We start from the raw sequence: 15,137 nt of genomic DNA on the forward strand, positions 1-15,137 counted from the left end.
GCCTCATGACCGACACCGCACCAGAGATCCACAAGGGCCTCGCCGGCGTCGTGGTCGACACCACGGCCGTCTCGAAGGTGAACCCCGAGACCAACTCGCTGCTCTACCGCGGCTACCCGGTGCAGGAACTCGCGGCGAACTGCTCGTTCGAGGAGGTCGCCTACCTCTTGTGGAACGGTGAGCTGCCGGACGCCGGGCAGCTCGCGGACTTCCAGGCCGAGGAGCGGGCCGGGCGGGCGCTCGAGGCCAACGTGCGGCGCGCCGTCGACGATCTGCCGGTCTCGGCACACCCGATGGACGTGCTGCGGACGGCTCTGAGCATCATCGGCGCCAACGATCCGACGGCCTCGGACGCCTCGCCCGAGTCGAACCACGCCAAAGCCCTGCATCTGCTCGCCGCCACCCCCGCGATCGTGGCTTACGACCAGAGGCGCCGTCGTGGGCAGGAGCTGATCGAGCCCCGCGAGGACCTGGGCTATTCGGCGAACTTCCTGTACATGACCTTCGGCGAGGTGCCGTCGGACGTGGTGGTCAAGGCGTTCGACGTGTCGATGGTGCTGTACGCCGAGCACTCGTTCAACGCTTCGACCTTCACCGCTCGCGTCGTCACGTCGACGCTGAGCGACCTTTACTCGGCGGTCGTCGCCGGGGTCGGCGCCCTGAAGGGTCCGTTGCACGGAGGCGCCAACGAGGCCGTCATGCACGTGTTCGACGAGATCGGGACGGCTTCCGCGGCGGATGCGTGGCTCGCCACGGCACTCGAGCAGAAGCGCAAAATCATGGGCTTCGGCCACCGCGTCTACAAGAACGGCGACTCGCGGGTGCCGACGATGAAGGCCGCACTCGACACGCTGGTCGAGGAGTTCGAGGCGCACGACCTGCTGGCGCTCTACGACGCGCTCGAGGGCGCGATGGCAGCCCGCAAGCCGATCAAGCCGAACCTCGACTACCCGTCGGGGCCGGCGTACCGCCTCATCGGCTTCGACACCGAGATGTTCACGCCGCTGTTCGTGGCGAGCCGCATCGTCGGCTGGACCGCCCACATCGTCGAGCAGCTCGAGGCGAACTCGCTCATCCGGCCGCTGTCGGAGTACGTCGGGCCGGACGAGCGGCACGTGCCCGTGCGGGCGGGCGTTTCCGCCTGATTCGGGTGCCGAGTGTGCGAAATCGGGGCCGGATCGATCGATCGGGCCCCGATTCTGTACATTCGCCGCCCGTCGGGCAGCGGTGCTGACCGTGCCGCGGCACGGCCTGCGCCACGGCACGCCGGCATCACACGCCGCCGCCTCCACCTCCGCCGCCGCCTCCACCCGAGAAGCCGCCGCCGGTGCTCCCTCCGGTCGACGAGCTGAAGGCGCTTGCCGTGCTGGACGAGAAGCCGCCCATGCTCGCGGCGAAGATCGCCGGGGTGAACGTCGACTGCCCCGAATACCAGCCCGGTGCCGCACCCCGTTCTTCGTAGTGGGCGCCCAACTCTTCCGACCACCGCTTCTGTGCCCCGAACAGAGCCGCCCAGGGCAGGAGCTCCTCGTTCAACCGCAGCCAGGCCTCGTCACCGGCGGCGACGCGCTGCGCACCCTCGGGCGATTGCAGGAAGGCGAGGCGATCCGCCTCGGCCAGCTTCACGTACAGCTCGAGGCCCTTGAGGTGGTCGCGGACCTCCGCCCCCCTTGCGGTGAGCGGGCGACGGACGACGAGCACGGGGGCGACACCGGCCGCGACGACCCCGACGAAGAGAGCGACGACCGGCCAGGCGCCACCGATCGACGCACCGATCGAGACAGCCCCGAACACGACGGCGACGAGGAATCCGACGGCGGCCGGCACGAGGATGCCCATCAGCAGTCGCCGCGGCACCGGTAGCCGGTACCCCTCCGCGACGGCGCGCTGTGGAAGCGAGCGTCCCAGGGTGCTGATGCGCTGGATCGCGTTGCGGTTCTTGGAGATGACGTCGCGCTCCTTGCCTGCGACGAGGGGATCGCCGAACAACGCGTGCAGGAAGACGAGGTCGTCGGCGTCGGCCCGGGCATCCGTCTCGTATCGCATCGCGAACGCCGGCGCCCGCTTCGTGAGGCGACCCGTGTTCGACTTCTCGACGAGGCGAAGGGCCCCTCGGACGGCGAGCGAGAGCAGCTCGGGCGCGGTGGAGGCGCGGCCGACGAAGTGGCCCGCGAACGGAAGGCCGATCCCCTCCGGCGGCTCGTACTCGGCGACGATGGTCGGGCGTCCGGGCGCATCACGAAGCGGCCCGCGCCGAGCGACGACGGCCGCGACCACGGCGAGGAGCGCCAGGAGTCCACCGCCCATCGACAGCAGCGGCCACGGCGCGGCCAGCACGCTGTCGTCGCGCGGGGTGAAGGTGCCCGCGCGGAAACCGACCGCCAGAGTCAGGTTCTCGTGAGCGCCGAGATCGGACGCGGACGCCCTGATCGTCGAGGTCGAAGCGCGGTCGATGGTCGCGGGCGTGCGCGACCCCTCTCGCCCCTGGAAGGCCCGCAGGTCGCCGGTGAGGGAGTCCGCGAGGGCGGGCTCGACCGTCACCGTGGCGTCGACGCGGCCGAACGGCTGCCCCCAGTCGGTGCCGTTGACGTCCCAGTAGAACTCGTCGTTGCCCGAGCTCGCGTTCTGCAGCGTGACGTTCGTCTGCTCGTACGTGATGACGTAGGTCTGGCTGCCGTGCACGAACCCCGAGGCGCGGCTCGTCACGGTCGTGTCGCCGTCTTCGCGGTCGATGTCGAACGGCCGCGCCCGTCCGGACGCGTCGGTCACCGAGACGACGTGCAGATCGGTCGGATGCCCGTCGTAGTCGTCGATCAGAGCGCGTTCGATGCCGTGGTTCTGGTTCGTCTGGGGAAAGACTGCGGTGAGAGTCTCGACCGTGCGAAGCGTCGAGTGTCCGTGGTCGTCGCGCCCGAGCGAGTAGGCGACCTTCATGCTCGAGAAGCGGAAGTCGTTCACGTCGGCCCGCGCGGGAGCGGCGACGGCGAACAGGAGACCCAGGGCGATGACGAGTGCGGCAGCGAACTTCTTCACCCGTCGAGGCTAGCGGGGAGGCGGTCGGCGACGCGGCGGCGACTGGGCCGGCCGGCGACGGGGCGTCGGGCGCGCGGGCGTCAGGCGCCCGTGGCGTCATCCGCGCGGATCGCCCGGCCCGAGGTTCGGCATGACGTGCAGCGGCGTCGTGTCGGTGTGCAGCGAATGGACCTGCACCCGCTTCGACCGCCGCAGGTAACGGCGCGCCCCCGGCGTGGCGACGAGGTTGCCCAGCACGAGGCCCGCCCCGATGCCGAGCGCCACCAGCACCGCGGCCACGAAGTCGAGGTCGGCGCCGGGCGTGCCGCCGAGGAACCCGAGCAGGGCAGTGGACACGGGGATGCCCGGCAGCAGCGCGCCGCAGAACGCCGGCACCGCGATCACGGCCGCGTTGGTGCGCATCCGAGCGGCCGCCACCGTCGTGACGGCGCCCAGCACCGCCGCGGCCAGGAACGTCGCCCCGAGCAGCGGGAGGCCGTACTGCCGGAGACCGTAGAGCACCACCGCTGCGAGGAGCGACGCGCCGACGGCGATCGGCATGATGCGCGCGCTGGCGCCCTGGACGAAGCAATTCGCTCCGGCGGCGGCGATGGTCGACAGTAGCGAGATACCGAGCGGCAGGGCCGTGAGGTGGATGTTCGTCGGGTCGACCTCGAGGTGCAGGCCGTGCGTCAGAGCCAGGCCCGCGGGCACCCCGACCACGACGCCCCCGATGGCGAGCCCGATGATGAGCGCGCGCGACAGGGCCATGGCGCGGAAGCCGGAGATCGCATCCTGCGCCCAGGTCACCAGCGTGGGGTGGGGGAGCAGCACGACCACCGCCGCCGCGACCATCGCCGCAGCGCCGCCGGCACTGAGCACGCCGGCCCAGATCGCCAGAGTCCCGATGGCGGCCGCCGCTGCGCCCTGACTTCCCGAGACGAAGAACTGGGGGATGCCGCGTCGCACCAGGAGGCGCCCCGCGACCTGGAGCGCGAGCATCAACACGAAGGCGCCGACGCCGGCCTGCCACGAGCCGCCGGCCTGGAAGCTGACCGAGACGGTGAGGAGCGCGAGTCCGCCGTCCATGAGCCAGCGGGGCCACCGCGGCGGGGAGCGCAGGACGTCGACGAGCGACTCGACGGCGGTGGTCATGTCGAGATCGTCGAACAGGAGGCCGTCGACGATCTTGTAGACGTTCGCCAGCCGGTTGAGGTTGGCCCCCTCGGCATGGATCACCCGCACCTTGACCAGGGGAGTCGCTTCGGCCGGCGCGTACTGGATCGTGATCGCGCTGCCGGAGATGTCCAGCTCGAGGGGCGCGAGGTTCCACTTCGTCGCGACGGCCACGATCGCCACCTCGACGCTTCGCACGTCGGCGCCCGACGACAGCATGACCTCGCCGAGGTCGAGCGAGAAGTCGACGATCTGACGGGCGGAGTACTGATCGCCGCTGATTCCCGCGTCGGGGGTGACGCGTTCGTAGAGCGTGCCGCGCAAGCGAGCGCGGATGTCGCGCATGTCCTGCTGACCCACCTTGCGGGCCTTGGGTCGGGGCGCCCGAGGGGCCTTCGGCTCGCCCAGGCGTGGCGGCTTCGGATCGCCGGGCCGCGCCTTCGGGTCGAAGAACGGGAGCCCGCGGGGGTCGCGGGGAGGGCGCGGAGCGTCGGTCATCGAGCGAACGGAGGGCTAGCGAGCGGGCGCGCCGAAGCGCATACCATCGACGAGGAGAGCGACCATCCGTCGACTGTAGTCGGGGCCGTCGTCGGTGGGAGACATGCAGAGGTTGGAGACGGCGTGGAGGAGGTTCACGGCGTCGACGTCGGCTCGGATGTCGCCGGCCGCGGCCGCGGCCTCCAAGAGACTCGTCAGCGTAGGGCCGAAGCGCTCCTGGAAGTACCCGGGCAGGGGTTCGAACGCCGGGTCGCCGGAGTGGAGCGCCGCCGCGAGCCCTCGTTTGGCCGCCACGAACTCGGTGAACCGGTCGAGCCAGCGCGAGAGCGCCTCGCCCGGTTCGTACCTGGCCGCGATGGCGGGGGCGGCGTCGGCGGCCGCGTCGACCTCGTGGCGGAAGACGGCAACTACGAGGTCGGAGCGGAGCGGGAAGTGACGGTAGAGGGTGCCGACGCCGACACCCGCCCGGTCGGTGATCACCTTGGCCGGTGCATCCACCCCCTGCTCCAGAAAGACCGCCTTGGCGGCGTCGAGCAGGGAGTCGAGGTTCCTCTGGGCGTCGGCGCGCATCCGTCGTCTCGCTTTCGGGGTCGGTGGGAGCTTGCAAACGGAAAGCGTTTCCGTATAGTTGCGGAAGAGCGTTCCGATTAGCTCGATCCTACGTCATCCCCACTCGTCATCCCAGGAGGACACCATGCAGTACCGCACCCTCGGCCGGACCGGAATCAAGGTCAGCCCCTACGCCCTCGGCGCCATGATGTTCGGCGCCATGGGCAACCCCGACCACGAGGCCGGGATCGCCATGATCCACCGCGCAGTCGACGCCGGCATCAACTTCGTCGACACCGCCGACATGTATTCGTACGGCGAGTCGGAGGAGATCGTCGGTCAGGCCCTCGTCGGGCGGCGCGACGACGTCGTCCTCGCCACCAAGCTGAACCTGCCGATGAGCGACGACCCGAACCACCAGGGCAACTCGCGCCGCTGGATCGTGCGGGAGGTCGAGAACTCGCTGCGCCGACTCCAGACCGACTACATCGACCTCTACCAGATCCATCGCCCCGACCCCTCGACCGACATCGAGGAGACCCTCTCCGCACTGTCCGACCTGGTGCACGCCGGCAAGATCCGCGCCTTCGGGTCGTCGGCGATGCCCGCCTCCGAGATCGTCGAGGCCCAGTGGGTCTCCGAGCGCCGGGGCCTCGAGCGCTTCCGCACCGAGCAGCCCACGTACTCGATCCTCAACCGCGGCATCGAGAGCGAGGTCCTGCCGGTCGCGCAGAAGTACGGCATGGGCACGCTCGTCTGGAGCCCCCTGGGCGGCGGGATGCTCACCGGGCGGATCCGACGAGGGCAGCAGACCGACCTCAGCCGCGCCGCCCACTTCAGCTACTTCTCCGACGAGCGCCGTCTCGACGTGGTGGAGCAGCTCGTGCCCCTGGCCGAGGAGTCGGGCATCTCGATGACGCACCTCGCCATGGCGTTCGCGGTCGCGCACCCCGGAGTCACCTCGGCGATCATCGGCCCGCGCACCATGGAGCAGCTCGACGACCTGCTCGCCGGTGTCGACGTGGTGCTGTCGGACGAGATCCTCGACCGGATCGACGCGATCGTGCCGCCCGGCACCGACGTGAGTGCGCTCGACATGGCGTACCGGACCCCGGCTCTGGTGGATCCCACGCTCCGTCGACGCCCCCTCGCCTCGCGGGCGGCGGCCGTCGCCGAACCGCAGAGCGTGCCCGCCGGCGCCTGAGCCCGGCCCGCCGGTAACCGCCGGCGTTGCCCGACAACGCGCGATTTCACGGTCGGCGCGCTATTCAAACGGCGCGTTCTCCGTGAAATCGCGCGTTCTCTCGAGCGACCGGGCGATCACGCCGCCTGGTCGGCCGCCGCGTCGACGACCCAGGTGATGCCGAAGCGATCGGTCAGCATGCCGTAGATCGGCGACCACTGAGCGGGCGCGAGCGGCACCCGCACCGACGCTCCCTCGGCGAGCCGGGCCCAGAGCGCGGTGATCTCCTCGATGTCGGTGCCGCGCAGCGACTCGAAGAACGACTCCGTGCCGCGGTCGAACGCCCGGGCCGACGGCACGTCGAAGGCCATGATGCGGAACCCGTTCGGCGCCTCCACCTGTCCCCACATGATCTGGTCGGCCTCGGCCGGGTCCTCGGCCGCACCCATCTGGGCGAACGTGATTGCGGTGAGCGATCCGCCGAACACGGAGTGGTAGAACTCGAGCGCCTCGCGAGCCTGGCCGCGGAAGTTGAGGTGGGTGGTGTTGGTGACGGTCATGTCGATCTCCTCGTGTCGTGATCCGGCAGCCTTCGCTGCTGCGGTGAGACCAGCCTGTCCGCCATTCAGGTCAGTTTCTGTCCGCTTCTTCGGCGACAATCGACGCATGGCCACTTCGTCGCGAATGCTCACCCTGCTGTCGCTGCTCCAGGCGCGGCGAGACTGGCCCGGACAGCTCCTCGCGGAGCGCCTCGGCATCAGCGACCGGACGGTCCGCCGCGACGTCGACCGCCTCCGCGAGCTGGGCTACCGGATCCAGGCGACGAAGGGCCCGGACGGCGGGTACCGCCTCGACGCGGGGACCGAGCTCCCTCCGCTCCTCTTCGACGACGAGCAGGCCGTGGTGCTGGCGGTCGCGCTGCAGCAGGTCGCCGTCGCGGGCACCGCGTTCGAGGAGGCGGGCGCGCGCGCACTGGCCACGGTCCGCCAGGTGTTGCCGTCGAGACTGCGGCATCGGGTCGACGGGCTTCGGTTCACCGCGGTGGCTGCGGCTGGTGCATCCCCGTCCGCGGCCCTCGATCTGGACGTGCTGACGGAGGTGAGCCGCACGACGATGGCTCACGAAGTGCTCCGGTTCGACTACGCCTCACCGACGGGCGAGGCGTCGCCGGGCGAAGCCTCGCCAGAACGGGGGATGCACGCCCCTCGTCGCGTCGAGCCGCACCACGTGGTCTCCCGCGGCGGTCGCTGGTACCTCGTCGCGTGGGACCTCGAGCGCGACGACTGGCGCGTCTTCCGGGTGGATCGGATCACCCGGCCGGTCTCGACCCGACTCGGCTTCGTTCCCCGCGAGCTGCCGGGCGGAGACGTGGCGACCTTCGTCGAGGCCCGCTTCAAGGGTTCGTCCGGGGTCGACCAGTGGCCGTGTCGCGGCTCGGTCGAGCTGGCGGTCGGGGCCTCGGTCGTCTCGCCCTATCTCGCGGGCGACACCGTGGTCGACCTGGGGGAGGGACGGTGCCGGCTGACGCTCGGGGCGTGGTCGTGGGCCGGCCTGGCAGCGCGATTCGGACAGCTCGACGCCGACGTGTCGAAGGTGGAACCCGTCGAGCTGGCCGATGCGTTCGCGGCGCTGGCCGTGCGGTTCGCCGCCGCTGCTGGTTGAACACACCCGGGCGGCAGAAGCACCCCGCCTTGGCGGTGTCTTCGTGCCGCTCGCGTGTGTTCGTGCGGCCGACGCGGGGAGGCGGCGCGGGGAGGCGGCGCGGGGAGGCGGCGCGGCGAGGCATGGCTGGCGTGGTGGGAGGATGGCGGGATGCACGCCGACGACGTCTTGCCGCTGTCCGACCCGCCCGCGCCCGATCTGCCGCTCGGCGGGCGCGTCGCCGTCGTCACGGGGGTGGGCCGGAGGCGGGGCATCGGCTTCGCCATCGCGTCGCGGCTGCTCGGCATGGGGGCGAGCGTGCTGGTGCAGCACTGGGCTCCTCACGACGAAGCGCAGCCGTGGGGCTCGGACCCGATCGAGGAGGTCGTGGCTGCACTCCGGGAGTCGGCGGTGGCCGGGGCCCGGGTCGAGGAAACGTCGGTGGACTTCGCTGCGGCGGAGGGGGCATCCCACCTGATCGCGCGGGGCGTGGCGGCGTTCGGCCACCTCGACGTGCTCGTCTGCAACCACGCGCTCAGCGGCGACGACGGTGATCTCGCGTCGATGACGGCCGAGCGGTTGGATCACCACTGGCAGGTCAACACGCGTTCCACTCTGCTCGCAACGCGGGACTTCGCCGCGCAGCACGACGGCAGGCCGGGCGGGCGGGTGATCTGGATGACGTCCGGGCAGACGCAGGGTCCGATGCCGTCGGAGATCGCCTACGCCACGTCGAAGGCCGCGCTGGCCGGGGTCACGCCCTCGGTGGCGGCGTGGCTCGCTCCGCAGGGCATCCTCCTGAACACCGTGAACCCCGGCCCGGTCAACACGGGGTACCTCGACCTCGTCGGTGGGGATCGGCCGTCGGACGTCGTCGAGTCGCTGGTCGCGCGATTCCCGGGCGGGAGGTTCGGCGAGCCCGACGACCCGGCGCGGCTCATCGCCTGGCTGGTGAGCGACGAGGGCCGGTGGATGGTCGGGCAGGTGTTGTCGACGGAGGGCGGCTTTCGGCGGGGGTGACCGGGGGCGCGGGCTGACCGTTCCGCGTACCACGAGCCCGCGGAGTCGCACCCCGGTGCCGCGGAGGTGCACCCCGGTGCCGCGGACGTGCACCCCGGACGCCACTTCGGCCCCCTCGTCGACCGGGTGTCGGCACGTGTTTCGGGGGTGCGACTGTCGACGGCCCCGGGCGTGTCGCCCCGCGTCGGGCGCCGACGGACAACAAGTCACAACCGAAAACGTTCGCCGCCGGAGGCCGGAGCGAGGGGCGAGGGGGAGGCGGCCTCCGACCGGGCGGCGGGGCGCGCATCCCACGCCCTCGGGGTCGGACCGAGCTGTGGGAAGCTGGCGGCATGTTCGCCTCCGCACTCACCCCCGCCGCCGAGCTCCGCCCCCTCGAGACGTGGCACGCGGCCGAGTTCGCCGCGCACCTGGACCGCGCCCGCGAGCACATCCGCCCGTGGGTGGGGCCGAGCTTCGTGACGACCGACCTGGCGGGCGCCACGGCGACGCTGGTGCGCTACGCCGAGCAGACGGCCCGCGACGGCGCCCGCATCTACGGCATCTGGAGCGAGGGGACCCTCGTCGGCGGCGTCATGTTCGTCGAGTTCAGCGCGGCGGCGGGCACCTGCGAGGTGGGCTGCTGGCTCGAGCCGGGCGCCGAGGGGCAGGGGTTGATCACGCTCGCGAGCCGGGCGATCCTGCGGTGGGCCTTCGAAGAACGGGGGATCCACCGCGCCGAGTGGCGGTGCCGCGCCGACAATGCACGGTCCTCCGCCGTCGCCCAGCGTCTCGGCATGACGTTCGAAGGGGTGGCGCGTGAGGCCTGGAAGGTGGGGGACACCTTCTACGACAAGCAGGTGTGGTCGCTGCTGACGGGCGACTTCGCTGCAGGGACGTCGTCGCCGGTCTGACCGGGCGTCAGCGGCGCGTCGACCAGAGGGTCCAGGCGACGAGCAGCGGCTGGCCGAGGAGGCGACCGGCCCGCTTGGCGTCGGTGTCGAGCCCGAACGCCGACCGCTTGTTGATGTACTGGGCGAGGTTGCCCGGGAAGATCGCCGTGAAGAACACCGCGGCCAGGGTGCCCACCGCGCGACGCTTGATGCCGGAGGCGATGGTGGCCCCGAGCAGGATCTCGACCACGCCGGAGCCGAGCACGACCTGGTCTTCGGAGACGGGGAGGTTGTCGGTGATCGACTTGGGCACCTGAGCCCGGAACGCCTTCCGGGCGATGGTGAGGTGGGTGGTTCCGGCGAACACGAGGACCCCGCCGAGCAGGAGACGGCCGGCGGTACGAGAAGCAGACATGAGACCCAGTCTGGCCCGTTCCGGCGGGCCGTGTGCGCCACGACTCCCCGTCTGACAGGCTGAGGGCGATGTCCGGTCCGATCGAGCTGCTCTTCCTGCTGGCCGCGGGGGTCGTCGCCGGCGTCATCGGCACGGCCGGCGGCATCACGTCACTGGTGGCGTACCCGGCTCTGCTCGCGGTCGGAATCCCGCCGCTCGCCGCCAACGTCACGAACTCGGTCGCGCTGCTCGGAAGCGGCTTCGGGTCGGCGCTCCGTGCATCCCCCGATCTGGCCGGCCACCGGCGGACCCTTCAGACGTGGTTGCCGCCGACCGTGCTGCTGTCGCTCGGCGGCGCGGCCCTGCTGGTCGCGACGCCGAGCGGGGTGTTCGACCGGGTGGTTCCGTTCCTCGTGGCGGCGGGTTCGGTGATCCTGCTGCTCCAGCCGACGATCACGGGCTGGCAGGAACGCCGGGGAAGCCGCCTCGGTCGCGGAACCGTCGGCCTGTCGGGCGCAGGGGTCGCGCTCTACAACGGGTACTTCGGGGCGGGATCAGGAGTGCTGTTCATCGCGCTGATGCTGCTGACGACGGAGCCGGTGCTCCACCGCGCCAACGCGCTGAAGAACGTGATCCTGTTCGCCGCGGATCTGCTGCCCGCCGTGCTGTTCGCGGTGCTCGGCCGCGTGGTGTGGCACGCGGTGTGGCCGCTCGGCGTGGGTGCCTTGCTCGGCGGACTGATCGGGCCGTCGGTGGCGAGGCGGGTGCCGGCCCGGGTGCTACGGCCGCTCATCGCACTGTGCGGGTTGGTGCTGGCGGTCTACCTGTTCGTGCGGGTGTGAAGGCCTCGGGTGTGAGCGCTTCGGGTGTGAGCGCCGCAGCGCTGGCGCCGGACTCCTAGCGCGATGATCCAGGGCGGTGCCGGAGCAGCCAGACCACCGAGGGGATCGTCGCTGCGGCGAAGGCACCGGTGATGACGATCAGCAGGATGCCCGATCCCCCGGCGATCGAGCCGGTCAGGTAGGCAACGAGGCGCGACACGAAGAGGACCGTCCAGACCCCCGCAACGACGACCGCGAACGGAATGCTGCGTGCGACCAACCACCAGGGCCGCTTCACGACGGGCTGGCCCTGGGCGGTGCGGGCGGAACGGACCCCTTTGTCACTCATGGACTTAACGGTACGCCCTGGAGCGCAAAGCGTCGACGCGGCGGGATGCCGGGCACCCCGCGCACGCCTCAGTGAGCCGCGGCGGGCGCCTCCAGCAGTTCGCGCACCGTGCGCGCCTCGCGCCCGAGCAGCTCGCCCAGCAGGGGAGACGTTCCGGCGAAGAAGCCCTGATCGGCGGCCTCGTACATGCCGAGCATGAACCTCGCCATGAACTCCGGCTGCCCCGCGGCGACCTGAGCCGCGATGTAGGCCTCTTCGCCGAGCACGCGGGTCTCGACCGGACGGCCGGCGACCTCCGTCGCGATCGCGGCGATCTCGGTGAAGGTCGGCGCGGCAGTGGCGGTCAGGGTCGTCGGGCCGTCGTAGGCCGTGTCCGAGAGGAGGATGCGCGCGGCGGCCTCGGCGGCGTCTTCGCGCCAGGTCCACGACACGGGTCCGTCGCAGGGGACCGAGATGACGCCGGTCTCCCGCCATGCCCCCAGCAGCCAGTTCAGGCTGTGCGCATAGAAGCCGTTGCGCAGGGAGGTCCAGGCGACCCCCGACTCGGCGAGGATCTGCTCGGTCGCGAAGTGGTCGCGCCCCGGGCCGAAGGGAGTGTCGACGGCGGCACCCTGGTGGCTCGTGTAGAGGATGCGGCCGACGCCCACGGAGACGGCGGCCTCGACGGCGGAGCGGTGCAGGCTCACGGCGTCCGCCTTGGGGTCGCTCGACGAGACGAGAAGGAGCTGGTCGGCGCCGTCGAACGCTGCCGGCAGGGACGAGGGGTCGCCGTAGTCGCCGATCCGCACCTCGACGCCCCGATCGGCGAAGCGCTGCGCCTTGGCGGCGTCGCGCGCGACGACGACGACGTCGGACGCCGGGAGGGTCTCGAGCAGGTGGTCGACGGTAGCGCCGTTGAGGGCGCCGGTTGCTCCGGTGACGATGATCATGAAGGGCCTTTCGGGCGGGGGATGCGAGGTGCTAACGATGGAAGCAAGCCAACGGTAACACTGGAATCGCGGCGATAGCAAGAATGCGTTATCGTTGATTCGTGACTGATATCGCCACCTCCTCAGAACCCCGAGCCCGGATCGTCGATGCCGCTGCCCGGCTTCTCCAGGAGCAGGGCCCGTCCGCCGTGACCACGCGAGGCGTTGCGCACGCGGCGGGCGTCCAGGCCCCCGCCATCTACCGCCTCTTCGGCGACAAGGACGGCCTCCTCGAAGCGGTCGCCGAGCACGTCATGTCGACGTTCGTCTCGACGAAGGCGGCCGTCGTCGAGGCGGCCGAAGCCGAAGGCGTCGATCCCGTCGCCGACCTGCGTGCCGGCTGGCAGGGCCAGGTGGAGTTCGGCCTCGGCAACCCGACGCTGTTCCGCCTGCTCAGCGACCCCACCCGCGTCTCCGGATCACCTGCCGCGCGCCTCGGCAAGCGCGTGCTCGAGGCACGCATCCATCGGGTCGCAGTGGCCGGCCGCCTGCGCGTAGCCGAGAACCGGGCGGTCGCACTCTTCCAGACGGCGGGTGTCGGCGTCATCACGACGCTCCTCGCCACCCCGCCCGACGAGCGCGACCCCGGCCTGGCCGACGCGGTGCTCAACGGCGTCCTCGCGCAGATGCTGACCGACGCTCCGGCAGCACCCGACGCCGGGCCCCGCGCGGCTGCGGTGGCACTCCGCGCGGTCGCTCCAACACTCGACGCGCTCACGACCGCCGAGCAGCAGCTCCTCTCCGACTGGTTGGACCGGGTGATCGCGGCCTCCTAGGCGCGACGGTCCGCTCAGACGCCGGCATCGGGGGCCCTCTCGGCGCCGACCTCGGCTGCGACCTCGGCTGCGACCTCGAGCCAGACGGCCGCCGGGTTCGGGCGTGCCGCATCCCCCCGCCCGCCGACGTCGCTGGCCACCACGGCCGCCCACTCCTCGAGGGTCACCCCGGCCTCGCCCAGCCGTCGGATCAGACGGCGGAGGGATGCCCGGCTCGGCCGCCCGGCGACGCTCACGTGGATCATGTGCTCCCGGACGAGCATCCCCACCCGTCGTCTCAGCGAGGCGTCAGCCCCGATCGCCTCCAGGAAGGCCTCGGCGATCGGTGCGCCGACGGACTCGTGGCCGTGGCTGGTGATCCGGCCGTCGGGAAGCCTGACAGTCGTCGTGGGTTTGCCGACGTCGTGGAGCAGAGCCGCGAGAACGATCAGTTCGCGCTCCGAGTCGGGCCAGGCCTCGGCATCGGCCAGGGCGGCAGCGTGCTCCGCGGCGAGCCCGAGATGCGTCAGGACGTCTCCCTCGGGGTGCCACCGCGGATCCTGTTCGAGGCCGCGTGTCGCTGCCAGCGCAGGGAACCAGCGGAGCCAGTCGACCTCGTGCAGAGCCGTCAGGGCCCGACCGATGTGACGACCGTGCGTGGCGATGCTCTGCCACTCGATCCGGATTCGATCGGTGGTGATGCTCGGGAACGCATCCGCTGCTCGACGGGCTGCTGCCGCGGTCTCGTCGTCGAGAGCGAACCCGAAGCGGGCGACGAGCTGGACGGCCCGAAGCACCTGCAGCGGATCCCTCACGAAGCCGTCGGGGGAGACGAGGCGGATGAGGCGGGCAGCGAGATCGGAACGACCGCCTACAGGATCGAGGATGCTCGAGGTCGCGGGATCCCACGCCAGGGCGTCGACCGTGAAGCCCCGGCTGCCGGCCGATTCGACGAAGCCGATCTGCGAGCTGATCGACACGTCGAACCGCTCGCCGTCGCAGGCGACCTCGAGGACACTGGACGCTCGGTCGACGCCATCGACCCGTGCCACGTCGACGCGCGCGACACCGGCCCTGGCGACACGGATCAGTTCGGCGATCAGGTCGGTCTCACGCACGTCGCCGAAGACCTCGATGTCGACGTCTTTCGCGGCACGCGCGGAGGAGGTCATGGCGGCGGCGGGCGCGATGGTGTCGCCGGACAGGATGGCATCGCGGACCGTCCCGCCCACGATCAAGGGCACGCCGCCGACGGCTCGGCAGGCGTGCAGGATCCGATGTGCGGTCGCGCTGAGGGCGACCAGCCCCGGTGCGGTGCCGGCTGCAGATGCAACCGTCGGGTCGTGTGGGCCTGTCACCGTGCATCCCTCGCGTCGCTTCGCCTTCCGGCGATCTCCTGCCGATCGTCCGACCGGCCCCGCATTCGGCGAGTAGACCTTTCTAGCTGTCCCCGAGTCGGAGGGCAAGCCGGGCTAGGGGGCGCCTCCGCCCTGCGTCCGGGTCTCGTTTGCGTCCGGGTCTCGTTTCCGCCGCGGCCGGGGGAAGAGGTTTCTCTTTTCGTGCCGTTGTCGCATCTGGTGAATTCACTTCCACGGACAACCGGGCGAGGACCGCCGGAGTTGTCCGTTTCGGTGAATTCATGCCCACGGACAACTGGGCACGGAAAATGACAGTTGTCACGAGGGGTGAATTCACGGCCGGCGACAACTGCTCCGGATGGCACACGGGTCTCCGAGGGACGAGGGAGCTGGGGCGACGCGGGAGCTGGGGCGACGCGGGAGCTGGAGTGATGCGACGCAATTCGGCCGGGGTGCCAGCGCCGCGGACGTGGCGCCATGGCCGAACCGCGTCGGTTCGCTCGTGGGGGAAGGCGCGAGCCACACGTTGGGGCTCGGTGAG

Annotated in this window: 15 protein-coding genes; 7 read left to right on the plus strand and 8 right to left on the minus strand. The window is 71.2% G+C overall.

Going from position 1 to position 15,137, the window contains the following annotated elements; genetic code table 11:
• The first annotated feature begins 5 nt into the window (after positions 1-5).
• Complete coding sequence (locus tag ABEA39_RS03680; RefSeq protein WP_345373324.1) at positions 6-1,145, plus strand: bifunctional 2-methylcitrate synthase/citrate synthase; 1,140 nt, start codon at positions 6-8, stop codon at positions 1,143-1,145.
• Between the two features lie 127 nt (positions 1,146-1,272).
• Here ABEA39_RS03680 and ABEA39_RS03685 read toward each other — a convergent pair whose 3' ends face one another.
• The 3 genes from ABEA39_RS03685 to ABEA39_RS03695 all read right to left on the minus strand — a co-directional run bounded on the left by ABEA39_RS03685 (position 1,273) and on the right by ABEA39_RS03695 (position 5,256).
• Positions 1,273-3,033 (minus strand): DUF2207 domain-containing protein, encoded by a 1,761-nt coding sequence (locus ABEA39_RS03685; protein ID WP_345373326.1) that lies wholly within the window; start codon positions 3,031-3,033, stop codon positions 1,273-1,275.
• A gap of 96 nt (positions 3,034-3,129) precedes the next feature.
• Positions 3,130-4,686: a threonine/serine exporter family protein gene (locus tag ABEA39_RS03690; RefSeq protein WP_345373328.1), complete on the minus strand. Its 1,557-nt coding sequence runs from the start codon at positions 4,684-4,686 to the stop codon at positions 3,130-3,132.
• A 15-nt stretch (positions 4,687-4,701) separates the two neighbouring features.
• Positions 4,702-5,256, minus strand: coding sequence for a TetR/AcrR family transcriptional regulator (locus ABEA39_RS03695; RefSeq protein ID WP_345373330.1), 555 nt, complete (start codon positions 5,254-5,256; stop codon positions 4,702-4,704).
• A gap of 124 nt (positions 5,257-5,380) precedes the next feature.
• Here ABEA39_RS03695 and ABEA39_RS03700 point away from each other — a divergent pair, with 124 nt between their 5' ends.
• A complete protein-coding gene (locus tag ABEA39_RS03700) occupies positions 5,381-6,439 on the plus strand; it encodes an aldo/keto reductase (protein WP_345373332.1) in 1,059 nt (352 codons plus the stop codon).
• A gap of 116 nt (positions 6,440-6,555) precedes the next feature.
• Here ABEA39_RS03700 and ABEA39_RS03705 read toward each other — a convergent pair whose 3' ends face one another.
• Positions 6,556-6,978, minus strand: a complete 423-nt coding sequence (locus ABEA39_RS03705; RefSeq protein WP_345373334.1) for a VOC family protein — start codon at positions 6,976-6,978, stop codon at positions 6,556-6,558.
• A gap of 106 nt (positions 6,979-7,084) precedes the next feature.
• Between ABEA39_RS03705 and ABEA39_RS03710 the strand changes: the two genes are divergently transcribed.
• The 3 genes from ABEA39_RS03710 (at position 7,085) to ABEA39_RS03720 (ending at position 9,972) form a co-directional block, all read left to right on the plus strand.
• Positions 7,085-8,080 carry a helix-turn-helix transcriptional regulator gene (locus ABEA39_RS03710; RefSeq protein ID WP_345373336.1) on the plus strand — a complete coding sequence of 332 codons (996 nt, stop codon included), beginning with the start codon at positions 7,085-7,087 and terminating at the stop codon, positions 8,078-8,080.
• A 150-nt stretch (positions 8,081-8,230) separates the two neighbouring features.
• Positions 8,231-9,079 (plus strand): SDR family oxidoreductase, encoded by an 849-nt coding sequence (locus ABEA39_RS03715; protein ID WP_345373338.1) that lies wholly within the window; start codon positions 8,231-8,233, stop codon positions 9,077-9,079.
• Between the two features lie 332 nt (positions 9,080-9,411).
• Entirely contained in the window at positions 9,412-9,972 is a 561-nt protein-coding gene (locus ABEA39_RS03720; RefSeq protein ID WP_345373340.1) for a GNAT family N-acetyltransferase, read from the plus strand.
• A gap of 7 nt (positions 9,973-9,979) precedes the next feature.
• On the opposite strand, the gene ABEA39_RS03725 is transcribed toward ABEA39_RS03720, so the two are convergent.
• A complete protein-coding gene (locus ABEA39_RS03725; RefSeq protein WP_345373342.1) occupies positions 9,980-10,366 on the minus strand; it encodes a DoxX family protein in 387 nt (128 codons plus the stop codon).
• A gap of 68 nt (positions 10,367-10,434) precedes the next feature.
• On the opposite strand from ABEA39_RS03725, the gene ABEA39_RS03730 reads away from it, so the two are divergent.
• Positions 10,435-11,187: a sulfite exporter TauE/SafE family protein gene (locus tag ABEA39_RS03730; protein ID WP_345373344.1), complete on the plus strand. Its 753-nt coding sequence runs from the start codon at positions 10,435-10,437 to the stop codon at positions 11,185-11,187.
• Between the two features lie 55 nt (positions 11,188-11,242).
• Here ABEA39_RS03730 and ABEA39_RS03735 read toward each other — a convergent pair whose 3' ends face one another.
• Both ABEA39_RS03735 and ABEA39_RS03740 read right to left on the minus strand, forming a co-directional pair.
• Complete coding sequence (locus ABEA39_RS03735) at positions 11,243-11,515, minus strand: hypothetical protein (protein WP_345373346.1); 273 nt, start codon at positions 11,513-11,515, stop codon at positions 11,243-11,245.
• Between the two features lie 68 nt (positions 11,516-11,583).
• Complete coding sequence (locus tag ABEA39_RS03740; protein ID WP_345373348.1) at positions 11,584-12,444, minus strand: NmrA family NAD(P)-binding protein; 861 nt, start codon at positions 12,442-12,444, stop codon at positions 11,584-11,586.
• A gap of 101 nt (positions 12,445-12,545) precedes the next feature.
• Between ABEA39_RS03740 and ABEA39_RS03745 the strand changes: the two genes are divergently transcribed.
• A complete protein-coding gene (locus ABEA39_RS03745) occupies positions 12,546-13,259 on the plus strand; it encodes a TetR/AcrR family transcriptional regulator (RefSeq protein ID WP_345373350.1) in 714 nt (237 codons plus the stop codon).
• 14 nt (positions 13,260-13,273) lie between these two features.
• Here ABEA39_RS03745 and ABEA39_RS03750 read toward each other — a convergent pair whose 3' ends face one another.
• A complete protein-coding gene (locus ABEA39_RS03750; RefSeq protein ID WP_345373352.1) occupies positions 13,274-14,596 on the minus strand; it encodes an HD domain-containing protein in 1,323 nt (440 codons plus the stop codon).
• Positions 14,597-15,137: the final 541 nt, after the last annotated feature.

This window comes from Frondihabitans cladoniiphilus (assembly GCF_039544345.1).
GTDB lineage: Bacteria > Actinomycetota > Actinomycetes > Actinomycetales > Microbacteriaceae > Frondihabitans > Frondihabitans cladoniiphilus.